Origin of the sequence: Streptomyces sp. NPDC058231, from assembly GCF_042882275.1 — a bacterium.
Classification (GTDB): domain Bacteria; phylum Actinomycetota; class Actinomycetes; order Streptomycetales; family Streptomycetaceae; genus Streptomyces.
Genome location: NZ_JBHVWN010000004.1, coordinates 1 through 20929, shown reverse-complemented (window position 1 = coordinate 20929; position 20929 = coordinate 1). Strand labels below are relative to the sequence as shown.

Genomic DNA, 20929 nt, shown 5'->3' with positions numbered 1-20929 from the left:
TTAGGTTGGCGGCGTCGTACACCTACCAGCCTGAGTCAGGCGATTGGAGCCGCACCCATGAAGGACGTCACCCCGCTCACCGACGGCTGGACCCTGCGCCATGATCAGGTGCGGCTCCCCGCCGTGGTTCCCGGCTGCGTGCACACCGACCTGCATGCCGCCGGGATCATCCCGGACCCCTATCTCGGCCTCAACGAGACCGAGTTGGACTGGGTGGGTCGGCGCTCCTGGACCTACTTCACGGACCTGGCTCACGACAACGACCACGAGCGTTCGGATCTGGTCTTCGACGGCCTGGACACGGCTGCGACGATCACCCTGGACGGCAGGGAGCTGGGGAGTACGCGCAACATGCACCGCAGCTACCGATTCGATGTCACCGGGGCAGCCGGGTTGCTGGAGGTCAGCTTCGACTCCGCCTACGACGAGGCCGAGTCGGTCCGCGCACTGACCGGGGATCGACCGAACGTCTACCCGGAGCCGTCGCAGTACATCCGCAAGATGGCCTGCAACTTCGGGTGGGACTGGGGCCCCACCCTGGTGACCGCTGGTATCTGGCGGCCGGTCCGGTTGGAGCACTGGTCCACCGCACGTATCGCCTCGGTGCGACCACTCGTGACCGTCGAAGGCGGTGCCGGACGGATCGAGGTGCGGCTCCTGGCGGAGCGAACCTCCGGAGGCCGGGGCCGCAGACTGGTGGCGTCCGCATCGGTCAAGGGTGTGCGCACCGAAGTCGCCTTCGAGGACGACGAGGCGGTCCTGTTGCTGGAGGTCGAGGATCCCCGCCTGTGGTGGCCTCGCGGTTACGGCGAGCAGCACCTCTACCGGTTGGATGTCGAACTGTGCGATGAGAACGGGGTACTTGACTCCTGGGAGCGCAAGATCGGCTTCCGTGCGCTGGAGCTCGACCGCTCCGCCGACGAGCACGGATCCGGCTTCACCCTGGTGGTGAACGGGGAGAGGATCTTCGCGCGCGGCGTCAACTGGATCCCCGACGACGCCTTCCCCTCGCGGATCACCGCCGAGCGCTATCGCACCCGGCTCCAGCAAGCCGCCGACGCTAACATCGATCTCATCCGCGTCTGGGGCGGCGGGATCTACGAGGACGACGCCTTCTACGGGGTCTGCGACGAACTCGGGCTGATGGTCTGGCAGGACTTCCTCTTCGCCTGCTCCGCGTATCCCGAGGAGCAGCCCTTGCGAGGGGAGGTCGAGGCCGAGGCGCGCGACAACGTTGTCCGACTGATGCCGCATCCCAGCCTCGTGCTGTGGAACGGCAACAACGAGAACTTGTGGGGCTTCCGCGACTGGGGGTGGGAGCCCGAACTGGCCGGAGACTCCTGGGGAGAGGGCTACTACCTCGGGCTGCTGCCGCGGCTGGTCGCCGAACTCGACCCCACTCGCCCCTACGCTGCGGGCAGCCCGTGGTCCGGGTCTTGGGACCACCATCCCAACGATCCCGCGCACGGGACCTTCCACTCCTGGGAGGTGTGGAACCGTCAGGACTACTCCGAGTACCGGTCCAGTGTGCCGCGGTTCGTCGCGGAGTTCGGCTGGCAGGCGCCGCCGGCCATGGCGACGATCCGGCGGGCACTGCCCGGCGAGGAGCTGGCCCCCGACTCGCCGGGGATGCTGCACCACCAGAAGGCGGAGGACGGCAACGGAAAGCTCAACCGTGGCGTGGCGAGGCATTTCGACCTTCCCGAGAACGACTTCGACCGCTGGCACTACCTCACCCAGGTCGTTCAGGCCCGCGCCGTGGCGGCGGGAATCGAGCACTGGCGCTCCCACTGGCCCGTCTGCGCCGGCACGGTCGTCTGGCAACTGAACGACTGCTGGCCGGTCAGTTCGTGGGCGGCCATCGACGGTGACGGCCGGCTCAAGCCGCTTTACCACGAGTTGCGTCGGGTGTACGCGGACAAGCTGATGACCCTGCAGCCGGGTGACGAGGGCCTGGTCCTGGCCGTGATCAACCAGTCCGCCACCGAGTGGCGTACCTCGGTGACCCTGCGCCTTCTGGAAGCGGACGGCAGCATCGTTCATCGGGGTGTTCACGAGGTGACGGTCGGTGGTCGTTCTGTCCTCCGGTTCCCGGTTCCGGGGGAACTGGTCCCCGCCGAACAGTCCGCCAAGGAGTTCCTCGTCGCCGATGCCGACGGCCTGAGGGCCCTCCACTTTCCCGTGCGGGACAAGGATTTCGCCTATCCACGTCCTGATTACGACGTCACTGTGGAGGAAGTGGCGGGCAAGAGAGATACAGTCGACGTCGTGGTAAGTGCGCACACTCTACTCAGAGACCTCCTCCTTCAGGCCGACCGCCTCGACCCGCGTGCTGCGGTCGATCAGGGCCTGCGGACGCTGTTGCCCGGCGAGCAGGCCCGGTTCCGCGTGACGGGTTGCAGCTCCGTGGACGCCAAGAGGGCGCGGTCGGCCCTCTTCTGCTCGGACACGAGGTGAACAGTCCCGCACGTGTCACGATCAAGGACGTCGCCGCCCGTGCCGGTGTGTCCAAAGGGGCCGTCTCGCTGGCGTTCAACCACAAGCCAGGCGTCTCCGCGACTACACGCCAGAGGATCTTCGAGGCCGCGAAGGACCTGGGCTGGGCTCCGAACCTCACCGCGCGCAGCCTCTCCAGCCAGCGGGTCGACATCATCGGCCTGGCTCTGTGCCGCCCCGCTCGACTGCTCGGACTCGAACCCTTCTACATGGACTTCATCTCCGGTATCGAGAGCGTTCTCGCCGACCGGTCCTACTCGTTGCTCCTGAGGCTGGTTCGGGATCTCGACGAGGAGACCGAGTTGTACAAGTCCTGGTGGCGCAGCCAGACGATCGCCGGCGCCATTCTGGTCGACTTTCACGAGAGCGACCCGAGGGTTCCCTCGCTGCAGTCCATCGGGCTGCCGGCGGTGGCTGTCGGGCACCCGTCCCTCACTGGTTCGTTTCCCGCGGTGTGGACCGACGACGCCACCGCCGCGGCCGAGGCCGTCCGCTATCTGGCAGCACTCGGGCACCGGCGCATCGCCCGTATCGGCGGTCCGGTCGGCCTCGGCCACAGCGCCATCCGGGCCACTGCCTTCGCGGCCACGATGCGGGAGCTGGGACTGGAGGAGGGCCGGCAGATCGCGACCGGCTTCGACGGAAGCGAGGGCGCCAGGGCCACCCGCTCCCTGCTGATGTCGTCCGGACGTCCGACGGCCATCGTCTACGACAACGACATCATGGCCGTGGCGGGCGCGGGGGTCGCTGCCGAGATGGGCTTCGTGGTTCCCGACGACCTGTCGCTGCTCGCCTGGGACGACTCGCAGCTGTGCCGGATCACGCATCCCACGTTGTCGGCCATGAGTCACGATGTGCACAGCTTCGGAGCGCAGGTGGCCCGCACGCTGTTCGCGGTCATTGAAGGCCAGCACACCGGTTCCGTGCAGGTGCCGACCCCGTCACTCACTCCGCGTGGTTCAACCGCACAGGCACCCGCCCGGAGCTGACAACAGCACCTGGAAAGCGCTGCGGCCTCTCCACCCGACCGACTGGGTGGAGAGGCCGCAGTTCCTGCCGGTGCGGGGAGGGTCAGCCTGTGGTGCAAGAAGCGCCGTTGAGGGCGAAGGCGCTCGGAACGCTGTTGGCCGAGATGGCGGAGCCGTTGAGGCGCGAAGCTCACCGGCCCGCCCGAGCTGCCGCCCCGGTCGCTGAGCTTGTACGGCACCTGACAGTCGGAAGTCGTTTACGGGGACGCGAACAGCTCGCAGAACCGTGATCCGGCTGAGGGGTTGGGGCTCTTCTCCGCGCCCTGTCAGGGATGGAGCGGTTGGACGGGCATCCATCCACAGTTCGGCCTGTGGCCGTCCGTCCGGTTCGACGCCGGTCAGTTCAGGCAGCGCCGTGGTGGAGCCCAGTAGTAGCGGCGGATGGTGTTGATCGTGCGGTCCACTCGGTGGCCCCCTCTTGGGACCACCGCCGACCGAACCCGCGGTTGTGGCGCGGACCCTTGGCTTCGTGGGCTATGGAATGCGGAGATGGGTTACGGGCGTGGCCCTGTCACGAGTGCGGTCGCGCCGAGCTGCGAGGATGCGATGGCAGCCGCCCCGATGAGCCCGGCGTCCAGAGCCAGAAGCGCCGGCACGATGGGCAGGCCGCGGGTGAAGTCGAGTACTGCGTAGTCGGCCATACGCCGTCGCAGGGGCACGAAAAGCGTGTTGCCCGCCTGCGCCACGCCGCCACCGATGACCACGAGATCGAGTTCGACGAGGGCTGCCGTCGCGGCGATGGCTGCTGCGAGCGCCTGGGCCGCCCGCTCGTAGGCACCCAGCGCGTGGGGGTCCCCTGCCCGCGCCGCCTCTGCGACTGCCGCAGCCGTCGGGGCCACCCCAGGCGGCGAGGACCACCCGGCCGCCTGCGCGTGTGCGGCGATTGCCGTACCGCTGGCAAACCCCTCAACGCAGCCAGGAGCCCCGCACGGACACGCCGACCCCTTCAGGTCGACCGTGATGTGGCCTATGTGACCGGCGTTTCCTGTTCGGCCGGTGTGGATCCGGTTGCCGAGGACGAGGCCGCCCCCCACGCCCGTGGACACCACCATGCACAGAGCGTTCTCGAACCCCCGGGCCGCGCCCAGCCAGTGCTCGGCCGCAGTCATCGCCACGGCATCGCCGATCAGTACCGGTTGCAGCTCCGGGGGCATCCGTGGGTGCGCTGCTACTTGTTCGGTCAGTGGGAAGCGCCGCCACGCGGGAATGTTGACCGGACTTACTGTGCCTGCGGCGGTGTCTACCGGACCTGCACTGGCGATGCCGATGCAGGTCAACTCGTCCCACATCGGGTGTGCTGCCAGTTCGTCGATGACCGATGTCACCGCCGCCATGAGTTCATCCGCAGACTTCTGTGCTGGAGTCGGCCTCTGCGCGCGCACCACCAGCGTGCCCGCGTCGTCCACAAGCGCTCCGGCGATTTTCGTGCCGCCGATGTCCAGTGCTCCGTACACCGTCACGTCACCACACCTTTCGTGAGAGGAGCCGTTCCATCACTCCAGAGCACACTTTGGCGGGTGGTGACAACGTTGTCTAGTTAACCGTTTAGTTTAGGGTCAACGTTTAGTCAAATCACTCGCTGGTTGTGCAGTCGAATACCGTTTCGTTGGCCCGGCCCGCGGTGCTTACTCTGCGTGTCGGAGCACTGGCCAAGATCAGAGGTAGACATCGGTCGCTGCAGGGGCCGGTCTTCAGCCGGAGGTCGACCGGTCCCTGTAGCGCCTGCGCGGCCGTCGTGGGCACCCGTGCCCGTCGGTGCTTGGTGCCGGACGGGCACGGGATTCAGCCGGCCGCCGCCATGGCCTTGGCGTGTGCGCTGAACAGAGCGGCATCGGCATGGGTGGGGCTGGCCGGGTCGCCGTTCCAGACAATCCGGTAGCCGTCGTAGTCGGGATAGAACGACCCATCGTCCACACGGGAGGTGAGGATCCAGAACTGATCGCCGGCGCCGCCGCCCGACAGGACTGCGTCGGTCCACGCGGCATAGATGCTCAGCCTTGCCGCCTCGTCGGCTATGCCCTGGCCGGCGTTGACCGAGGCGCCGAATTCCTCCAGCACCACTGGCTTGCGCAGGGCCCTGCCGTCCGTCAGGTGATCCTTGATCCACTGGGTGCCCCAGGCGGCCGGGTCCGTACCCGGCTTGGAGGCGGGATTCTCCCCCCAACTCTGCGGATACAAGTGCACCGTGCCGTAGTCGACGGCCGGGAGCGCGACCAGCTTCTTCCAGTCCACTCCCTCGTAGTCGGAGTAGGGGTAGTCGGCGTCGCCCGTCTGTCCGTAGAAGCCCTCGTCGCCGACCGCCACCAGCTGCCGCGGCGCGAGCTTCTTCACGTACGCGCTCATCTCCGCCGCCCACGCCAGCAGTGTGGCGCCGGACTTGTCACTGCGGCAGCGCGGCTCGTTGCCCAACTCGAACGTCATGATCGTCGGGTCGTCGCGGTACCGCAGCTGGGTGTACCGGTTCACCCGGTTCGTCACATGTCGGGCATACGCCTTGTAGCACGCCTTGATGGTGGCTTCGGTGTAGAAACGGTCGTGGTGGGTTCCGTCCGCATAAGAATCGTCGGAAAGACCCAGGAACCACTGGACGTACTGCTGCATACCACCGTAGTCGGGCCAATTGTTCACCAGCGGTAGCACAAGTCGGATGCCCAGCTGGCCGGCCCGGTACACGGCGTAGTCCAGGGACTCGAATGCGTCCTCGTCGTAGGTGTACGGCTTGGGCTGCAGCGGACGGAAGGAGGCTCCGCTGCCGTCCGCGAACGCCCAGGCTCGAACGACGGGCAGCCCCATGGCCGCAGCGTCGCCGAGGACGCTGTCGATCATGTAGTGCGATTGCTGGTGCAGGTAGTAGCAGTTGGTGCCGCCGAACCTGAACGGGCGGCCGTTGAGCCGGAAGCCGTCCCCGTGTGCGGTCACGAACCCCTTCGGGGCGGAGGGTGTCGGTCTCACGCGTGGAGCGGCGTCGGCTGAATCGGGGGTGATCGCGAATGCGGCCAGGCCTACCGCAGCACCTCCCAGCAGGGCGCGTCGACCCACGACGGGTCGCTTTTCCGGTCTGGCACTTTCAGGAATAGACACTGGATCTCCCGGATGAGGAAAATGACGGGGGAAGCCTGGAAGTCTGGAATCTCGTCCCAGCGTTCCCACTCTGGATAACCCATCGGATCGAATCACTAAACCGGTTAAGAAGCAATCCGTTGGACGCGATCAGAATGCATGGGGAAGTTGAGCCGGTTGCGGCGCCATCGCCGGAACTGTCGACCTGCGCCCCCACCGGGCCACCGAACGCGACCGCGGGTTGCGGCGAGGCGCAGGGGTCCGTGCCCCGGTCCCGACCCGGCAGTGGGCGGGGGCGGGCCGGGGCGCGGTGCGGGCAGGGGGTTGCGCTATTCGGTCCTGATGTTGTCGACGACGTGGTCGCCGCCGCTGTTCAGGAACACCCAGACGGCGGTGATGGGGCTGTCGTCCAGGCTCACTCCGGCCGGGCAGCTGATCTGGCCGATCCTACGGGTGATGGTCTTGCTGGAGCCGGGGGGCACCCAGGTCCACAGGCTGGCCTGGCACCAGGAGGAGTCCCCGGTCTGGACGGCGATCTCGGCCGAGGTGCCGGTTGTGCCCGCCTTCACATCGAACTTGATGTTGCTGACGCCCGTCAGGTCCAGCGGGTTGTCCAGTTGGCCTCCGAACCAGTTGCCGCCCGTGGGGGCGTGCGCGAGCAGTCCGTGCTCTCCGTCGGTGTGGAAGGCACTCGACTGCTCGACGGTGCCACCGCTGTCGGCGTTGGCGATGGTGAAGCCGTCGGTGCCCGACTCGAAGGAGAAGAGGGTGTGCTCGGTCGGCTGGATCGGATCGGTAGGCGAGGCGTCGCCGCAGGTGAGTGCGGGGGAGGCCCAGTCGGCGTGAGCCGTGGTGTCCGCTGCGGGGGAGGCGGCGGTCAGAACCAGCCACTGCGCGCCGGTCAGGTCGGCGGTGAGGGTCTGGGCCGCTGCGCCGGGGGCGAGGGTGGTGGTAGCGGCCGTGGCGGCGTCGGTCTGGATGGTGAAGGTGGCGGAGGTACCGCTGGTGTCCTCGTCGTCGATGCCGACGTCGGTGGTCAGACGGGAGCACTGGCCGCCGAGGTAGTAGCGGATCTCGCTGTCGGTGCTGGTGCCCAGACCGCGGTCGTAGACCCGCCCGGCGACGGTGATCAGGCTGCCGTCGCCGGCATCCACCTGGCCGTTGCTCTGGTCGGCCTCCACCGGGCCCAGTCCGTTGGTGCTGCTCGCCGGATTGACGGTGCTGAGGTATCGCCTGCCATCGGCCGGTGCGGTGACCACCTGGGCGATGACGTCACTGGAGGTCGCGGCCGTATGCCCGCTGCCCCACTTGTACGAGGCGGTGACGTGGAGCGGGTAGCTTCCGGCACTCGCGCCGTCGGGGACCTGGACCCTCCAGGTGGTGGTCAGAGAACCGTCGGTGCCGAGCGCCGGCCGACGCCCGGTGGTCGAGTTGCTCACCTTCCATCCCGCGGGACCCGTCACTCGGACTCGGACGTCGCGGACCGCCCCCACGCCGCGGTTGGTGGCGGTGGTGACCAGCGCGCCGGGCGTGGACGCGCCGGGCACCAGGGTGGGGACCTCGCCCGTGGCGTTCACCGACGGGGCGACCCGGTGGGCATCGGACGTCGGGCGCACCTTGTAGACGACCGTCCCGTGAGCCGGTACGGCCGCTTCGATCACCGACCGCGTTTGCGTGACGTCCTTGGTCCAGACGTCCTGCAGCCGGTAGGCCGCCGACCGGCGCAGTCCGGTCGCGTGCGCGGAGACGCCCACCGTCGTGAGGGTGTCGGTCGAGTTGTACAACGCGATCGCGTGCTCCCCGTTCGACAGCGGCTTGTCGAGCACCATCAGCCCGTGGTCGTCGGAGATGACCTTGCCCTGGACGCCCAGCGGGTCCTGGTCGATGGAGATGATGTCCTTGTCGGTGAGGATTCCGAGGGTCTCGGCGGATGCCTTGCGCAGGTCGGTGCCGATGACGAGGGGGGCGGCCATGATCGCCCACATGCTCATGTGCGTGCGGTACTCCGTGGCGGTCATCCCGCCGTTGCCGACCTCCAGCATGTCCGGGTCGTTCCAGTGGTCGGGGCCTGCGTACGGGTACAGCTTCGCGTTCGCGGCGATGATGGAGCGCACACTCGGCCAGTTGTCGCTGATGTCGCCGGTGGTCCGCCACAGGCTGCCCACGCCGGGCCCCCACTGCCAGGGCTGCGACGTGCCCCATTCGCAGATCGAGAGGACGATGGGCCGCCCTGTCGCGCCCAGCGCGTCATGCATCGTGGTGTACCGGCGGATGTAGTCGGCCTGCGAACCGTCGGACTGGTTGTTGCAGTTGTCGTACTTCAAGTAGTCGACGCCCCAGTCGGCGAAGCTCTGGGCGTCGGTGGTCTCGTGGCCGAGGCTGCCGGGGTAGCCGGCGCAGGTGGCGGTGCCCGCGGCCTCGTAGATGCCGAGCTTGAGGCCCTTGGAGTGGACGTAGTCGGCGGTGCCCTTGATGCCGTTGGGGAACTTCGCCGGGTCGGGGACGAGGCGGCCCTGGTCGTCGCGGGTGTGCGTCATCCAGCAGTCGTCGACGTTGAGGTAGGTGTAGCCGGCCGCCTTCAGGCCCGAGGTGACGAAGTAGTCGGCGGTCTGCTCGATCAGCTGCTCGCTGACGTCGCAACCGAAGGCGTTCCAGTCGTTGAAGCCCATCGGGGGCGTGCGGGCCAGACCGCTGTCGGCGGCGGTCGCGTGCGTGACCGCGGGCTCGGTGGCCGCGGCCGCGGACGAGGCGGTGAGCCCCAGGCCCCAAAGAGAACAGGCGGTGGCCCAGATCAGAAGTCTGCGGACGAACCGTGGCATGCGAATCCCATCGTGATATCTGTCGTTGTGGGACGAGTACGGGTGCTGCCTGTCGTAAGTGCCACCGGACAAGGTGCGGCGGCAACTCTGCTCCGGCGGACCCGGGGTGGGGTTCAGGGGGATTGCGGGTGTGACCAGGAACCCCCGTCACACCGGGCCTCTGCCCGTGCGGACTGGGGCCCGGCGAATGGCCCGCCACGTCAGGTGAGGCGGGCCGCCCGGGATGAGTTCGCTCGTTTGACGAAGGATCAGATGGCGGGGACCTGCACCCAGAAGCGGGTGTCGTTGCTGAGGTTGGCGCTGTTGCTGTTGATCTGACTCTGGATCCAGTAGACGGCGGTCTTGTAGTTGTTGATGTCCGTGGTGTTGGGGTTGCTCAGCCCCGAGGAACCGTTGCGGTGGCCGGCGAACCAGGTGGCGGTGCCGTAGTGGTTCTGGCTCTGGTGCAGGCAGGACACGTCCTGGCTGAGGTTGCTGTTGAGTGCGGCGCCGTTGTTGTACTGGCTGGCGCTCTGGCCGGAGAACTGGCTGCAGGCGGAGTGGAGCATGAGCCAGTTCTGCTTGAAGATCCCGAAGTTCGCCGAGTCACCGGTCTTGTTGTCGCCGTAGGCGTAGTTGGTGGTCATGTCCTCGGTCTCCAGCATGGCCACGGCCAGGTCGAGGCTGTTGCCACCGGCGTTGCGAACCTGGCTCTTGCGACTGCCCAGGCCGGAGACGGTGTACGAGCCGCAGCTCATATTCGACGGGCAGGCCGAACTGCTGCTGCCGCCGCCGGTGTCGGCGGCGGAGCCTCGGACGACACAGGACTGGTTGTTCTCCCAGCCCCAGCCGTCACCGTCCGGGTCGCTCGAACTGCCATTGGCACAGTAGGCGTAGCCGTTGGGGGCGGTGTCGGCGCTGGCGGTCGGCGCCGCGTTCAGCGCCAGGCCGACCAGCGCGGCCAGTGCCGCCGTGACCCCGATGATTTGGCGTTTCATCTTGTGTTCCCTTCGGTTCGGTGCGAAAGGGGCTGGGTGAGAGTGTTCGGTCGCAGCAGCAAGCGGCTCCTGGTGCCGATGAGCCCTTGACCGGTGCACATCGCTACCCGGGGCAATTCCGTTCGCGCCAACGCTGAGTTGACAACGTTGTCGCCAGGGGGTCCGGACGCCATTTGGTTTTGACGGCGGACTGTCAAATTGCGGCTGCTGCGGAAGATGGAAGCACTCGACCGGTTAAGTGGTCAACGGTTCGGACGGCATCTGATTCAAAGAGGTCTGCTGTGAACAGGCCGCTGCCGGTGCCTCCGAGGCCCACTGTTGCGGGCTGTCGTGATGCCGACGTGCAGCGGTTGCGCTATTTAGGCAGGTAGACGCGGCCGTATGCGTTTCTGGTCGGATCCTTGGGGGTGTGGGGCGCCATGCTGGGTGTCGTGGAAAACTGCCGGCATCCTTGATCTGCTGCGACTAAAACGGTTCACTTCCACTTTCGGCCGGGACGTCACCGGCCCCTTGCCGGCGGGACCTCCGCTGGGCGTCGAGACGCGGACCCGGTACGAGCAGAGCGAGGCACCGGTGGAGCCGGGTTCGGTGCTGGCGCGAAGTGGTCACCAAAGCACTGATTCACACCGACAGCGAGGTGGAGCTGCGCCTGTGGGAGCACCCCGACCGCATCCGTGTCGAGGGGGCGGCAGTCGTGAAGGCTGTCGGCCCGTCCCCGTTGCGGACCCGCGGACCGGCCTGCATGGCGACAGCAACCCCTGGGCGCTGCAGCACGGCTGAGGGGGCATATCTGCACGACCGGCCCCCCGCTCGTGACGTGTGCCGCCCCCCGGCCGCCGAAGAGGCTGCCGTACCCGACAAGGCCCCGGACACGGCGGTTTCGGCCGCCGGTTCACGGTCGCGGTCCATATGTCGACCCGTCGCTGGTTCGACGCGGTGGGCCGAGGGCCGGTCAGGAAGGCCGGCCGGAGGGCCACTTCGCGGTTGCGGAACGGACATCTGGGCAGCCCTGCGTGGCGACAAGGCGCCACCTGGCGCAGAGCCGCCACGTCTCATCTGGATCTTGTGGTCTACACGCAATTAACTTCCGGCGTGCGCGGCATCGTCCGAACGTCCGGTTGCTTCGCTGTGGTGCGACCGACAATCAGTTCCTTTGACGCGCATGTCTGTTGAGCCTGCATACGGAGTCCTGGAACTCAGGGGTCGGCGAACCATGGGGTGCTGACGCGGCTGAGGGGCCGACCGGACAGGTCGGCCCCACAGCCGCGCGGGCCCCAGCCCGCCCCGCCCCCGAGCCCTGTTCGTCGTCATCCGTCCCATGCCGGACGGCGTAGCCCACCCACACTGCTGACGCCATCGCCTGCCTGCCGGTGGGGCGCCTTTCTTCGCATACGGGACGCTGGCACTGCGCCGGACCTTGCCGGGACGCGTCGGGGGGGTGCCCCTATGTGTTTGGTCAAGGTCGAAGGCCAGTAGGTTCGTGTGGTCGAGGGCGGGCTGAGCCGTAGGGGTGGGCATGAGTGATAGCCAGGTCACGATCAAGCTCACGAGTGATGAGGCGCTGGTGTTGTCGCACTGGCTGGAGAAACTCCAGATGACGGACCTCAGCCAGGTTGTCGACGATCCGGCGGTCTGGGCGCCGATCCATAGGATCGCCGGAACGCTCGACAAGACGCTTCCTGAGCTGTTCGCATCCGACTATGACGAGCGGCTTGAGGCGGCTCGTCAGAGGCTTCGGCCGGAGGACTGATCGAGCGGTTTGAACTCCTCACCTGGCTGCGGCGGGTTGGGGTTCGTAGAAGGTTCCGTCGCGGAGCATTGCGAAGAGGACGTCTGCCCGGCGTCTGGCGAGGCAGAGCAGGGCCTGGGTGTGGTGCTTGCCCTGGGCGATCTTCTTGTCGTAGTAGGCCCGCGATGCGGGGTCGCCCAGAGCGGCGAACGCGGAGAGGAAGAAAGCCCGTTTGTGCCCCACGGGAGACTGCTGGGTCGGCTCTTGTCCGGTGGAAGGGAACCTTCGAGGGGCGCGACGGAAGGGCGGCGGCCAGGGTGCTCGCTGGCGCTGACGGCGCCGACCCTCGAAGTCCATTATGTGAGCGGCCCCCGGGATCAGGAGCCCGCCAGGCCGCCGTTGACCAGCGGAAACGGTGGACGTACAGGCCCGAGAAGCGGTGTAGGCCCGCGTATGGTCCGGATCTTTCGACGCGGCACCGCTTGGCTCGTGGACAGCTCCAAGTGGATGTGTCGACCCGCCAAGTGCTACGGCGAGGTGGGCAGGTGCGGGGAGCGGAGCACGAGCAGGGTGATCTCGCTGGGGGCGAAGACGCGGAACGGCGGGCCCCAGAAGCCGGTGCCGCGGCTGGTGTAGAGGAGGGTGCGGGTGCCGTGGTGGCTGAGGCCGGCGAGGGCTGGCTGGTCGAGGCGGACCAGGTGGTGGAAGGGCCAGATCTGGCCGCCGTGGGTGTGGCCGGAGAGCTGGAGGTCGATGCCCTCGGCTGCCGCCCGGTCGACGAACTTGGGCTGGTGTGCCAAGAGCAGGACAGGTAGGTCGGGGTCGGCGCCGTTCAAAGCTCCGGTGAGGTGGGCGCGGTGGCCGGACAGGCCGGAGGACTCGGCGGTGACGTCATCCACGCCGGCGACCACGAGGGTGTCGCCTCCGCGTTCGAGCAGCAGATGGCGGTTGCGCAGCGGCTCCCACCCGAGCTCGTCCATCAGGTCGACCCAGCCCTGGGCCTCGCTGTAGTACTCGTGGTTGCCGGTGACGTATACACGGGCTCGGGTGGCCCGCACGGTTCCGAGTGGGGCGGCCTGGGCGCGGCGGCGTTCGGCCGTGCCGTCCGCGATGTCGCCGGTGTGGCAGACCAGGTCGGCTTCCAGGGTGTTCACCGTCTCGCATACCCGTGCCGACCAGCGAGCGCGATCGAGTGGGCCGTAGTGGGTGTCGGTGATGAGGACGACGCGGATGCCGTCCAACCCGGCACCAAGTCGCGGGAGTTGCACGTCGACTCGGCGCACGCGTGGCACGCGGCGGGCCTCGGCGTACCCCCAGGCGAGTAGTACGGCGGTTACGCCGAGGACGGTCCAAGTGACGATTCGGGCCCGGTCCTGACTCTCGCCGACGCCGGCCACGGTCAGGGCAAGCCGCAATAGGACGCCGAGCAGAACGGACCAGGTGAACAGAACCCAGCTGGTGCCCAGCAGGGTGTCACCGACGATTGCCGCCCGGTCCTGCTGACGTCGGCCGTGGCCGCGCACCATCGCGAGCGGCATACCGATGAGGCCGAGGGCGAACAGGGCGGTGCCGGCCAGCGTGACGGGCAGCGACCAGTGCTGGCCGGTGTGCAGGAGCACCCAGCAGGGCACAGCCCACAGCAGGACGGGGGCGATCAGGGGGATGTAGCGCATCAGGCGGCGCAGTCGGCTGTGCCGCGGTGCTTGCGCTTCACTGTCGACACGTCGGGTATTGCTGGTGTCGGTCACGCTTCCCCTCCCCAACGAGGCTTCCGTTTCGCGCACTGTATCCGGTCGTCCTCGGGCCGGCCGGACGGGTGTTCATGGGCGCGGCCCCTCGGGGCGAAGGGTTTTCTGCGGGATGGCAAGACCTCGCCGCAGACAACTCCACCGGCAGGAGTCGCCATCAGGGCGCTATGCGCGGGCACGCTGTTCATGCAGGCTGAGAGCGGTCATTCGAAGCTTCCCCATTGATTGCAGTGGGTAGCTTCCGTGTCTGGTTGCCTGGAGCGCAACGATGCCCTCAGGTAACCGACTTCGGGCCCTGGAAGAACCCAGGTTTCTTGGGGCTGCAGGAGCAAAGAACGTTCTTCGTCCGTTGGTGGTGCGCGATCCGCACCACTACTGACCAGCGGAAACAGCTTCCTTGGTGGTCGTTGAGCGAGACTTCGTCCGGAAATGGCCCGGATCCAGGGGCAACTGAGAGTCCGGTGTCGGTTGCGACCCAGCCCGGGATGGGACCGCCTCCCTGCTCGCGGAACCGTAGTAATTACCTGCCCGCTCGACGCCAAGGCGATCGGGGCGGAGTTTGCCGAGTGGCGCAACCAGACGGCCCCACCCGGGAGCTTGAGTTCGGGTGGGGCCATCTTCGTCTCGGAGGGCGTTAAGTCCGTTTCTAGTAGTGGCCTGGTCCGGGTTGGGTGAGGAAGTCTTGGCGTCCGAGGCGGCTGCGGGTGACGTTTATGTCTGGGCCGTCGGTGAGCAGGCCGAAGTCGTGCCGTTCGCGGACCCTGAATGGCTGGTCGGGGTGCTGGTTGAAGGCGTGCACGATCTGCTGGTAGGCGGTGCCCTGGTCGTGAGGGCCGGACCGGGATCGGATATTCGGTGTTCTGCCTGCCCATGAGGACACAAGATGGTGCGCATGACTTTGGCCACCCCCATACTGCACACCGCTCGCCTGCGACTGCGCCCCTTCACCGACGCCGACGCGGACTCCCTCTTCGCGCTGCACAGCAGCGCCTACGTGATGCGCTATTGGGACTCCCCGCCGTGGAACGAACAGGCCCGCGCCGAGCGCTTCATCGCGATGTGCCGGAAGATGGCGGACGAAGGCACCGGGGCGCGGGTGGCCATCGACCGTGCTTCTGACGGGGCCTTCGTCGGCTGGTGCGGTCTGACCGGATGGAACCCGGACTATCGCAGCGCGTCGTTGGGCTACTGCCTCGACGATGCGATGTGGGGCTACGGCTTCGCGACGGAGACCGCGCACGCCGTGCTGCAGTGGGCATTCGACGCACTGGACCTGAATCGAGTTCAGGCTGAGACCGATACGCGCAACGTGGCGTCTGCCCGGGTCCTGGAGAAGATCGGATTCGTGCGTGAAGGGACGTTGCGGGAAGACTGCGTCGTGAACGGCGAGGTATCCGACTCGTGGGTGTTCGGGTTGATCAGGCGAGAGTGGCGGCCGTCGGCTGTGCCGATTCCAGCCCACGAAGTGCGGCGTTAGTCCGTTTCTGGTACCGGCCGCGTCCGGGTTGGTCGAGGAGTCCCTGACGGACGAGTCGTCCCAGGCGGGCGCGGGTGACGTTGATCGAGGGCTCGTCGGTGGGCAGCCCGAGTAGTTCGTGTAGGTCACGAACCCGGAAGATCCGCCCGGGATGCTCATTGAAGGCGGTCACGATGCGCTGGTAGACGGTGGCGGGCTCTGCGGGGGCTTGTGTGGGTTCGGGCAGGGCGAGGCCGTCGATGACCTTGCCGAATGCCAGCGGTGGAGGCCCAGTAGACGCGGGAGGCGGCGTTGTCGGGCCGGTGGTCGTAGTCGCGGGCGAGGCGCCGGTGGAGCATGAGGGTGCCGTTGACCTGCTCGACCCCCCACCGCTTCGGTTGCGGAACGAAGCCCTTGCCCTGGTCGTCGGGGTTGCGCCGGACCACCTCGACGGTGATGTCCTTCACCGCCCCGTGGATGATCACGGCGTCCTTGAAGCCCTGGTCGACCAGGACCTTCTCCAGGCGCATCCCGCACCGTTCGGCCGCCTGGTCCAGCAGGGCGATGCCGGCCTCGTTGTCGTGCGCACTGGCGGCCAGGACCACCACACCGATGACCAGGCCCAGCACGTCGACGGCGAGTCCCCGCTTCCTGCCGGGCGTCTTCTTGTTCGCATCCAGTCCCGTCGTCTCCTTCGGCACCCCCGCCGCGACGCGGGCGGACTGGGTGTCGATGATTACCAGGGACGGGTCCTCTGATCGCCGGGCCCGCTCCCGCACCTGGCAGCGCAGGATCTCCTGGATCCGCTGGTCAATACCGTCCTGACGCCACAGGGTGAAGTAGTAGAACACCGCCGACCATGCCGGGAAGTCGTGCGGCAGGAGCCGCCACTGACAGCCCGTCCGGTTCTGGTACAGCAGCGCGTTCACGACCTCGCGCAGATCACAGGAGCCCGGGTCTCCGGTCGCCGAGCGCGACACCCGCTCCTGCTTCCAGGCTGTGATCAGCGGCTCGATCAAGGCCCACTGCCCGTCGGACAGGTCCGTTGAGTACGGCTTCGTTCCATGCCCCGACCCCATCATGCACACGACATGCGAGTCGGTCCGAACGACTCCGCACCCACGAACGGGTGACGCCAGATCATCCAGAAATGGATATAACGCCCTCTCGGGAGGTAAAGCTCCCGGTACGTCTCGAACTGAATGCCTCGAACGGAGCGAGTACGCTGCCGACCACGCTGCACCGGTGAGTTGCTGCTGAGTTCTCGGGCGGGCGACGCTGTGGTACTACGCGATACGTCGGCCTACCGAGCCTCGAGGTACTTCGACTCACCGCTGTTCACGTGCATGCCGAGATCGGCGAGCTGGTTCCACTTGCCGCCCAGGTTCTGCAGGCCCGCCGCGATGTTCGTCGCATAGTCAGTCGCGATGGCCGCGGCCTCCACGGTGGAGAACTGGAAGTCCCCAGTCTCCGACATGCTTCTTCGGGCAGTGCCGGCACAGCATGGCCTGAGTGCGCTGGGACTCCTGCACTCGAAGGACTCCAACAAGGTCCAACTGCTGTAGGCGAAGGGGAAGCTGCCGGCCGGCATCCGCGCTGACGAGCGACGAACGCACCGCGGTCGACAACGGCCAAGCCGCCCTCGATCAGATACTGGAACGGCTCACCGATGCCCCCACCCCGCCACGCCGACACCTCGTCAGATTGGTGTCCTGGCATCCGCATCGTTGCTGCCGATCGTCGATGCCCGCAGGGGCGGCGCAGGACAGGTGCGCGAGGTGCACTTGCTCAAGCGTCGCGCGGCAAGTGCGACGCGGTTCCTGTCACGCCGCAATTCACATGTATGCCGCGTGGCCATGTAAGACGGTTCGACGTGGCACCTGATGGTCGACACTTCCGAAACCAGGCTGGCAACTACGTGCACGCTGCCGCCTACGGCATCACGTGGGGCGCGGGCCCGGGCACGCGCCCTGACTCGTACTGAGTGCCCCGTTCGCCGGCCGCACGTTACAGTGCGGTCCTTGGAGGGGGCGGCGATGACCGAGAAACGCAGCGGGCGCAGGATGTACGGCCTCTGGATCACAATGATGATCTTCATTTCGGGCAGGGCTACCGTGTGGCCGTACCTCGAAGGGCATGGGACTGCTCAGGACATAGCGATCTTCGGGTTGATATTGCTTGTGTACTTGCTCGGGTACGCGGGCGGAAGTCGGTCCACCACGGGGGACGACCAGAGCCCGCCGGGGCGCGCGAGTGATCCGACCGCAGATCCGATGGCCTGAGCGGCATCCTGTCAAGACCGCACGTCGCGGCTGCCATCAGCGCCTGACACCAACGAGCGCGAACAACAGCGGACGGCGCCGAGCCTCGGCGGGCCATCAGCCGAGGCGCAGAACCGGTTGGTCGATGTCGAAGGTCCGGCATGATCGACCTGATAAGGGTGCGGTCAGATCCCGAAGCCGGTGCCCTCGGAGCGTTGCCTCCAACCGATGACCGATGCTCCCGGTTCCCGGGCAGCGGTTGGCCGACTACGACGACGAGCCGGGTGTCGGCGTCGATGACGACCTGGTGGTTGGTGGAATACCTGTAGTTCTTAGACTGCGCGGCGATAGCGTGGTCGCGAGTGGGCACCAGGGTGCCGTCCACGATGAGCACGGTGTCCCTGGCGAACCGCTTGCGGGGCTGGAGCGCGAGCATCGGCCCGAGATGGTCGATCACGCGGTCCGCCGCGGATTTTGACACCCCGAACCGAACAGCGGGGCGAGCCGGCGCATCGTCAGGTTGGTTCGCGAGTACGTCGCGACCAGCAACGCCCGGTCCTCCAGGGGCAGGCCCCACGGTCGACCCTTGCGGACCGCGTCCGCATCCTCCCGCCGCAGCACGGTCACCAGCTTCCCGAAGGCACGCGGGCTCAGCCCGGTGAACGGGGCTATCCAGACACCTCACGTGTCTAACACGTCAAGTCGTCGGGGTGGGCTCCTCGAACGCGGCGCGGTCGTAGAGCCGGTGGTGCCACTCGTTGGCGTCCGGGGCCGGCTTGGTCTTGAGGACGGGGCTGGGACCGGTCTCGATGAGGTGGAGGAGCGTCCAGGCGACGCCGTAGCAGTCGTCGGGGCCGAAGCAGCTGACGAGGGCAGCCGCTTCCTCTCCCGTCACCGGCTCGATGATCGCTTCGAGCTGTGTGACGCGCCGGTCGATCTCTTCCTCCTCGGCATCCCAGTCGGGCAGCGGGCCGTCGGCGACGAAGGTCTGCACTTCAGGTCTCATGCCCGAATCATCGACGCTCCCTCGTGGCCCGGACAAGCCTTCCTAGCAGGTCAGGCTGCGTTATCGGCGAGTGCTAGCCCGGTGGGGAAGGCCTCCTGCTAGTCGAACAGCTTGTGGTGCTGGAGGCAGTGGTAGAGCTGGCCGACCATGCGGTTGAAGAGGTTCCGCAAGGCGGAGGCATGCCAGTCTGCGTGGTCGTCGCGGCGCCTGCGGTAGTGCGCTTTGGCACCGGGCGAGGAGGTCAGGGCGGCGAACGCCCAAAGGTATCCAGCGTGGTTGAGGCGGTCGTTCTTGACCCATCGCCGGGTGATGGCGGACTTCTTTCCGGAGGCCCTGGTGATGGGCGAGGAGCCGACATAGGCCTTCAGGCCGCGGGCGTCTGCGAATCGTTCCCGGTCGTCGCCGATCTCGGCCAGGACCCGAGCTCCGAGCTGAATGCCGAGTCCGGGGAAACTGAGAATGACCTCGGCGTCCTCGTGCTGTGAGAAGGCTTCCTCGACCGACTGGGCGAGGTTGTCGGCGGCGGCGCAGGCGGCTTCCAGCTGGAGGAGCAGAGCGAGCATCTGCTTGCCGAGGGCGTCCTCAACCAGTGGCGGCTGGTGCGGCCAGTCGGCACGGAGGGCCTCGCGGAGCCGTTCTGTGTCCGCCTCGATGCCGCGCTTGCGGCCGGCCCGCTTGAGGGTCGCAGTGATCTGGGTCTTGGTCAGTCGGCTGGCCGTGCCCGGAGTCGGGGCGGCCTTGAGGAGCTCGCGGATCTCAGGCCGGCACAGACCGTTCTGCCAGCCCGCGGCAGCGGCCAGAGCAGCCGGGTAGTACTCGCGGAGCAAGGATCGGAGCTGGTTGGACATCTGCTGCCGGTTCCAAGTGGCATCCTGCTGGGCCCGGGCCAGGACAGCGACGGCACGGGCCAACTCCGAGTCCGCCGGCAGCGGCCGGTGGGCGTGCATGTCGGTGCGGAGAATGTTCGCCAGGACGAGAGCGTCACCGGGGTCGGACTTCTTGCGGGAGACGGCGTGCCGGTCGCGGTATCGGGCGGCGGCCAACGGGTTGATCGCGAACACCGGCCGCCTCCCAGTCCGCAGAACGGCGACGAGCAGGCCGCGGCTGGTCTCGATCGCCACCGGAATCGGGTTCTCCTCGGTGTCTCCGTACTCGGCGAGCAATTCCAGCAGGACCTTGTAGCCGGCCGCGTCGTCGGTGATGTGCCGCTTGGCCACGAGCGTGCCGACATCGTCGACCAGGGCGACGTCGTGGGTTCGTTCCGCCCAGTCGATTCCGCAGTAGATCAAGATGCCCTCCCCAATGTTCCGGTGTTTGAGCTGGTCACGAGCACATGCGGGCCACGCAGCGACCTAATTCCAGGACTCAACCCACTGGCCGGTCCGCCACCTCACTAGCCGTTCGTGGCACCAGCGCGCCCCACGGGCCTCGGTCTATTGCCGGAGCTCGAACGGCTCGGGCGAAACGAGAGGTCTCCATGTGGCGGGCTCGCACCACAAACATCAACGAGAGATCAAGCGCGTGGTGTTGACAGTGGTGGGGTCCCGAAGACGCCGAACGCCGCCGCTCTACCGCGAGGGGTCAAGAGCCAGGAGTCAGTCAGGCATCCGTTCGACGCCCACGGGACGCCACCGCCGTTACGAGTGTCTCGGGCATTCGAACGGACCAAGAGCAGCAGCTTGGCTCCCACGATCCGTTAGCAAGGAATTAGGACGGCTCCGACGCCGTGATCACACGAGCCACGCCGAGATCATCGCACCGGGCCAGCGTGTCCCGTCAGCAAGCCTCTCCGCCTCAGCGGAACTCGTGGATCACCTGGATCTCGCCGACAATGTGGGCGTTGAAGTCGTCCAGCTCCTCGGCCGGAACCCAGAGCTCGAGGATCGTCTGCCCTCCGGCCTGCTGGATGGGATACCTGCTCAAGAACTCCGACTCAACCTCAAAACGAGTGACGAAGCCGGCGCCATCGTGTTTCACGTTCCAGTCCCGCGCGATCCTGACCGCGTAGTCCTCGTTGAGGACCGGGTAGAAGATCGGCTGCTCGGGCAGCCGGGGCGGCCAGGCACGCCAGTTCAGCTCCCGAACCAGATCCAGCTCCTTGGGACCGGTGGGGCGCCACAGGATCGTCGTTGCTTGCTGGCTGGTCATCTGCATCGCTCTCTGAACGTAGGCCGCCGGTACGGCGGGTCGGGGGACCCGACGATACCGACACCGCGAACTCAGCAGCCACGCAGTTTCCGCACCCCCGTGACATCTGGTCCTGGCCGGAGGCCTCTTCGACTACCTCGAAGAACGCTTCGCCCGAGCCCTGATCCGCACCACCCTGTCCCGCCTGTGCCGCCCCGGAGG

15 protein-coding genes and 2 pseudogenes are annotated in these 20929 nt (G+C 67.3%); 4 read left to right on the top strand and 13 right to left on the bottom strand.

What is annotated here, in order from left to right; genetic code table 11:
- Window positions 1-57 precede the first annotated feature (57 nt).
- Together ACFVXE_RS03960 and ACFVXE_RS03955 are read left to right on the top strand one after the other, a co-directional pair.
- Window positions 58-2457 (top strand): glycoside hydrolase family 2 protein, encoded by a 2400-nt coding sequence (locus tag ACFVXE_RS03960; protein ID WP_389668936.1) that lies wholly within the window; start codon window positions 58-60, stop codon window positions 2455-2457.
- Entirely contained in the window at window positions 2454-3485 is a 1032-nt protein-coding gene (locus ACFVXE_RS03955; protein WP_389668934.1) for a LacI family DNA-binding transcriptional regulator, read from the top strand. Before ACFVXE_RS03960 ends, ACFVXE_RS03955 begins: the two co-directional genes overlap by 4 nt.
- Before the next feature lie 533 nt (window positions 3486-4018).
- Here ACFVXE_RS03955 and ACFVXE_RS03950 read toward each other — a convergent pair.
- From ACFVXE_RS03950 to ACFVXE_RS03935, 4 genes are all read right to left on the bottom strand, one after another.
- On the bottom strand, window positions 4019-4984 hold the full coding sequence (locus ACFVXE_RS03950; RefSeq protein WP_389668932.1) for an ROK family protein: 966 nt from the start codon (window positions 4982-4984) through the stop codon (window positions 4019-4021).
- Between the two features lie 322 nt (window positions 4985-5306).
- Window positions 5307-6443 (bottom strand): cellulase family glycosylhydrolase, encoded by a 1137-nt coding sequence (locus tag ACFVXE_RS03945; protein WP_389668930.1) that lies wholly within the window; start codon window positions 6441-6443, stop codon window positions 5307-5309.
- A gap of 470 nt (window positions 6444-6913) precedes the next feature.
- On the bottom strand, window positions 6914-9403 hold the full coding sequence (locus ACFVXE_RS03940; RefSeq protein WP_389668928.1) for an NPCBM/NEW2 domain-containing protein: 2490 nt from the start codon (window positions 9401-9403) through the stop codon (window positions 6914-6916).
- A gap of 248 nt (window positions 9404-9651) precedes the next feature.
- Window positions 9652-10380: a carbohydrate-binding domain-containing protein gene (locus ACFVXE_RS03935; protein WP_389668926.1), complete on the bottom strand. Its 729-nt coding sequence runs from the start codon at window positions 10378-10380 to the stop codon at window positions 9652-9654.
- A 1516-nt stretch (window positions 10381-11896) separates the two neighbouring features.
- Here ACFVXE_RS03935 and ACFVXE_RS03930 point away from each other — a divergent pair.
- Entirely contained in the window at window positions 11897-12130 is a 234-nt protein-coding gene (locus ACFVXE_RS03930) for a hypothetical protein (protein ID WP_031051338.1), read from the top strand.
- Between the two features lie 18 nt (window positions 12131-12148).
- Here ACFVXE_RS03930 and ACFVXE_RS03925 read toward each other — a convergent pair.
- Together ACFVXE_RS03925 and ACFVXE_RS03920 are read right to left on the bottom strand one after the other, a co-directional pair.
- Window positions 12149-12346: pseudogene (locus ACFVXE_RS03925) on the bottom strand (IS110 family transposase); the annotation flags it as partial.
- A gap of 290 nt (window positions 12347-12636) precedes the next feature.
- Window positions 12637-13857 carry a metallophosphoesterase gene (locus tag ACFVXE_RS03920; RefSeq protein ID WP_389668924.1) on the bottom strand — a complete coding sequence of 407 codons (1221 nt, stop codon included), beginning with the start codon at window positions 13855-13857 and terminating at the stop codon, window positions 12637-12639.
- A gap of 892 nt (window positions 13858-14749) precedes the next feature.
- Between ACFVXE_RS03920 and ACFVXE_RS03915 the strand changes: the two genes are divergently transcribed.
- Window positions 14750-15334 carry a GNAT family N-acetyltransferase gene (locus ACFVXE_RS03915; protein ID WP_389668922.1) on the top strand — a complete coding sequence of 195 codons (585 nt, stop codon included), beginning with the start codon at window positions 14750-14752 and terminating at the stop codon, window positions 15332-15334.
- Here the strand turns inward: ACFVXE_RS03915 and ACFVXE_RS03910 are convergent.
- The 7 genes and pseudogenes from ACFVXE_RS03910 to ACFVXE_RS03880 all read right to left on the bottom strand — a co-directional run bounded on the left by ACFVXE_RS03910 (window position 15276) and on the right by ACFVXE_RS03880 (window position 20734).
- On the bottom strand, window positions 15276-15506 hold the full coding sequence (locus tag ACFVXE_RS03910; protein ID WP_389668920.1) for a type IV toxin-antitoxin system AbiEi family antitoxin domain-containing protein: 231 nt from the start codon (window positions 15504-15506) through the stop codon (window positions 15276-15278). The two genes, ACFVXE_RS03915 and ACFVXE_RS03910, sit on opposite strands and share 59 nt — an antisense overlap.
- The gene (locus ACFVXE_RS03905) at window positions 15490-16392 is read right to left on the bottom strand and encodes an IS5 family transposase (protein ID WP_389669233.1); all 903 of its coding nucleotides are present in this window, start codon (window positions 16390-16392) and stop codon (window positions 15490-15492) included. The genes ACFVXE_RS03910 and ACFVXE_RS03905 overlap by 17 nt, the downstream gene beginning before the upstream one ends.
- Window positions 16393-16616: 224 nt before the next feature.
- Window positions 16617-16790, bottom strand: a complete 174-nt coding sequence (locus ACFVXE_RS03900; protein ID WP_389668918.1) for a hypothetical protein — start codon at window positions 16788-16790, stop codon at window positions 16617-16619.
- Window positions 16791-17815: 1025 nt separating this feature from the next.
- Window positions 17816-18246 (bottom strand): annotated as a pseudogene (locus ACFVXE_RS03895) (transposase family protein); the annotation flags it as partial.
- Between the two features lie 25 nt (window positions 18247-18271).
- Window positions 18272-18580 carry a hypothetical protein gene (locus ACFVXE_RS03890; protein WP_389668916.1) on the bottom strand — a complete coding sequence of 103 codons (309 nt, stop codon included), beginning with the start codon at window positions 18578-18580 and terminating at the stop codon, window positions 18272-18274.
- A gap of 98 nt (window positions 18581-18678) precedes the next feature.
- On the bottom strand, window positions 18679-19869 hold the full coding sequence (locus ACFVXE_RS03885; RefSeq protein ID WP_389668914.1) for an IS110 family transposase: 1191 nt from the start codon (window positions 19867-19869) through the stop codon (window positions 18679-18681).
- A 505-nt stretch (window positions 19870-20374) separates the two neighbouring features.
- A complete protein-coding gene (locus ACFVXE_RS03880; protein WP_389668912.1) occupies window positions 20375-20734 on the bottom strand; it encodes a hypothetical protein in 360 nt (119 codons plus the stop codon).
- Window positions 20735-20929 lie beyond the last annotated feature (195 nt).